Origin of the sequence: Lentilactobacillus rapi DSM 19907 = JCM 15042 (assembly GCF_001436255.1) — a bacterium.
Classification (GTDB): Bacteria; Bacillota; Bacilli; order Lactobacillales; family Lactobacillaceae; genus Lentilactobacillus; species Lentilactobacillus rapi.
The window spans coordinates 1-3,215 of record NZ_AZEI01000055.1 but is presented as its reverse complement, the minus strand read 5'-3'; the positions used below and the strand labels follow the sequence as shown (position 1 = coordinate 3,215).

General features: G+C 31.4%; 2 protein-coding genes and 1 pseudogene. 1 reads left to right on the top strand and 2 read right to left on the bottom strand.

Annotated features, from left to right (window positions below):
• Nucleotides 1-60: 60 nt before the first annotated feature.
• A pseudogene (locus FD12_RS14215) lies at nucleotides 61-234 on the top strand (ATP-binding protein); the annotation flags it as partial.
• A 174-nt stretch (nucleotides 235-408) separates the two neighbouring features.
• On the opposite strand, the gene FD12_RS06860 reads toward FD12_RS14215, so the two are convergent.
• Complete coding sequence (locus FD12_RS06860; RefSeq protein ID WP_056982302.1) at nucleotides 409-2,052, bottom strand: DUF2357 domain-containing protein; 1,644 nt, start codon at nucleotides 2,050-2,052, stop codon at nucleotides 409-411.
• A gap of 9 nt (nucleotides 2,053-2,061) precedes the next feature.
• Nucleotides 2,062-3,215: hypothetical protein (locus FD12_RS13995; protein ID WP_056982300.1), on the bottom strand; the 1,154-nt coding region annotated here is incomplete at its 5' end.

Sequence of the window (3,215 nt, the reverse complement as noted above, 5' to 3'; positions counted from 1 at the left end):
CCGAAAACCTACATTTCTTTCTGCCGAAAACCTACATTTTTAAACTGCCCTTGACAGATGTTAGCTAATGCAATTTTAGACCGCTTAGTCCATCATGCCAAAGTGATCAGAATTACAGGACGTTCATATCGGATGAAAGATCATTTAATTGAGAAAAAAGATGATTCAGGACCAGGACCTTTAGGTCCAACTCAAATCAAGGATGAAAGGAGCAGCGAGACACTCGAAAACTAATCGGTAAAAAACTACATTTTTACGTCGGTGTTGACATGTTTCGAAAGTATTACATTTAATCTATCTTAAATCATCCATATATGATGCGTAAGAATACATTTTACCTGTACAAGATCTTTGATGATACTCGATACATAGTCAGGCATGATATTAAAGTGACACACTATCTGATTATTATAAATCTGAATAATGGATCAAAATTTTGGCAAGAATAATTGCCAATTTCTTATCATTTATATTACTATTTACATTTAAAGGAAAGGCACCAACTCCTTGGAATCTAAAATCTCGAGGCCGATGATATATATTAAATTGTTTCCCGGGATAAAGGACAAATGCTCCTTTGGTGTTGGAAATTGCGTCACAATACGTACGCATTTTACCAATATCTTCGTCTTTATTTGAACCATCGTAACCAATTTTAAACTTCGAGTCAAAATGATAATATATCACTTTTGTTTTTGTCTTAATTGTTAAAGTTATATCGGGGCGTAAATTAATGGAAAAAGTATTATACTTTTTATTTTTACGAGAAAACGAAGTTTGGTATGTTAACATAGCATCAGGTAGGCCCTTGTGTCCATAAAAGTTAAATTGAATATCCCCATTAGTTTCAGAAAGGGAAATTGTGTATCCATTGTTAACTGTTTTTATATTTGTTTTTGAATTACTATACATATAACCCAAAATATCAACAAGTCTGAATAAACAAATATATTCATACATTTTATCCACTGATTTATTTTCATAAAGGGCAATAAGAGACTCAACATCAAATGCACCTACAGGTACATTCTTAATATTGATGTATTGATAAAATAATTGTTTATACCCATATTGTTTAGTTAAGGTAGTACTAGCCTGATTTATAAACGTGAGTTTCGAAATTTGATTAAAAAATGGATTAGCCAACTCATGTTGTAATAAAATTTTCATTTTTTGAACAGACTTAATGAAATCACTATCAATTGTGATGGTACCATCATTTGTCCTCATGTTATTCAAATCTTGAATAAAACCATCCAGTTTTGATATAAGCATTTTCAAAAAGAATTTAACAAATTGATTCTCACCTGTATCAATAATGGTCTTGTCCTCATGAGCAATTATTGTTTGAGGATAAAATCCGTTAAACTGGCTTGAGAAACTTAATTTCGATCCCTTTTGAAATTGCGACCTACCACTAAAAATATCAATCAATCCATCATCATCAATGCTTTGAGCCGAAGATAACGGTATCTCATTAACCGTTTTAGAAAACTGTTTGTTTGGATGTTTCTCTACATATCTGATGTAAGGCAAAACTTTATTATCTCTCATCAAATTAAACACCTTAATAAATTCAAAAAAATTATGTTTCTCATTGTTTCTACGTTGAAAAGTTCCAGAAGTTATGCCGTTACTATTAAAATTAAAACGTATAGAATTCTCTATTCGTTTTTCAATCATTTTAATATTTTTTTCAAGATCGCGTGTTCTAACTTTTTTTGAATCAACTAATAATATTTGTCCCTTAAATGATGCCGTTCCCACGAAGTTCTTAAATAATATCGTACCATTATTATTTTTGTTAAACGTGCCAGAGAAGAAGTTATCTTCTGAACTTAGTTTGTTCCCTTGCAAACCAAAGACATGATAAACATTCCATTCAAAAATATGAAAGTTACCATTTTTATCACGTATAATTCCGTTTGTATCTTCGGCAAATGAAATGCCAGAATTAATATCTTGAGATTTAAGTTTTACCAAATCAAGATCAGATGCATTATCAGTATACAAAACGAATGATTTGAACTTAAAAGCTTTAAAATTTTTCAAATTGTTCACCTATTCAATATAAGTTACATATCCAGTGGTTTCAAGAGAATTTAACATCCTGCTAATTTTAGATTCACTTCGATAGTAATTATGTTCGTGCACAACTTCTCTAATTTGTTCTAACAATTCTTGTACATCATCAGCAGATCCATTAACTTTAGGCAATATTTTTTGGTTAATTTGCATGTCCAAGCCATCATCGGCATTCTGATTATCTCTGTTATTTCCACAATAGTTCATCACAAATAGGCTGATTTCATTGAACACTCTATACCCAAATTGACGATTAAATTTACTCAAAATATGAAATATCTGAATTAAAGTCTCAAATTGACTCGGGTATGTTTTTATGAATTCTCTTGTATCTTTGCTAGTTGCCAGACTAATCTTCAAATTTAGAACAGCTTTTGTCTTATCCGAAAAATCTGTCATTTCACTTTTCGATTGTCCATATCCATATGCATGAAATAAATCAACCGAATTAAATTCTATTACATTACTCCTGTCAAGAACTTTTGGGCTAAATGTATAGGTGGTTTCATCAACATTTACTGTGCCTATCACGAAGATATTTTCAGGAATCGAAATGGAATCAGGAACGTAATACTGGTCATCAAAGTAATAATTTTCTGCTTTACCCTGATCATCATAGTTTTTCTGAGTTTCGTCTATCTTTAATGGTGTGGGAAAGTTGTGTAACGGGATCTTTTTCTGCTGAATAGTTTTAGATTTAAATAAATTATATATCTTTGTAAAATCTTGTCTGGTTTTTTCGTCCATTTCAGAGGGATCTTTGAGCTTATATAAATTATTACGATCATCCTTTCTAATTGCCTTAAAGGCTCGACCGGCAAACCTTGATCCATCATGGACAGATCCATCCTTATCTACTCGGCGATCTTGATTTAACTCCGTTCTCACTTGGGCTTTCCAATTACTAGCATGAAATAATTTTTCTTTATACAACTGTACAATCTGGTTTTGACGAAAGGTACTGACAGGTTGGTAACCAACATACTTTTCATTCAATGCTCCTAATACAATTGCTTCCGAAAGCGTTATAGGGTGATCACTGTTTAATAATATACTCTTAATATCCAAAGGTTCCTTAGAAACTGTTTGAGATCTAAATTGAGTTTTGGTATACTTTTGCAAAAAAGGAA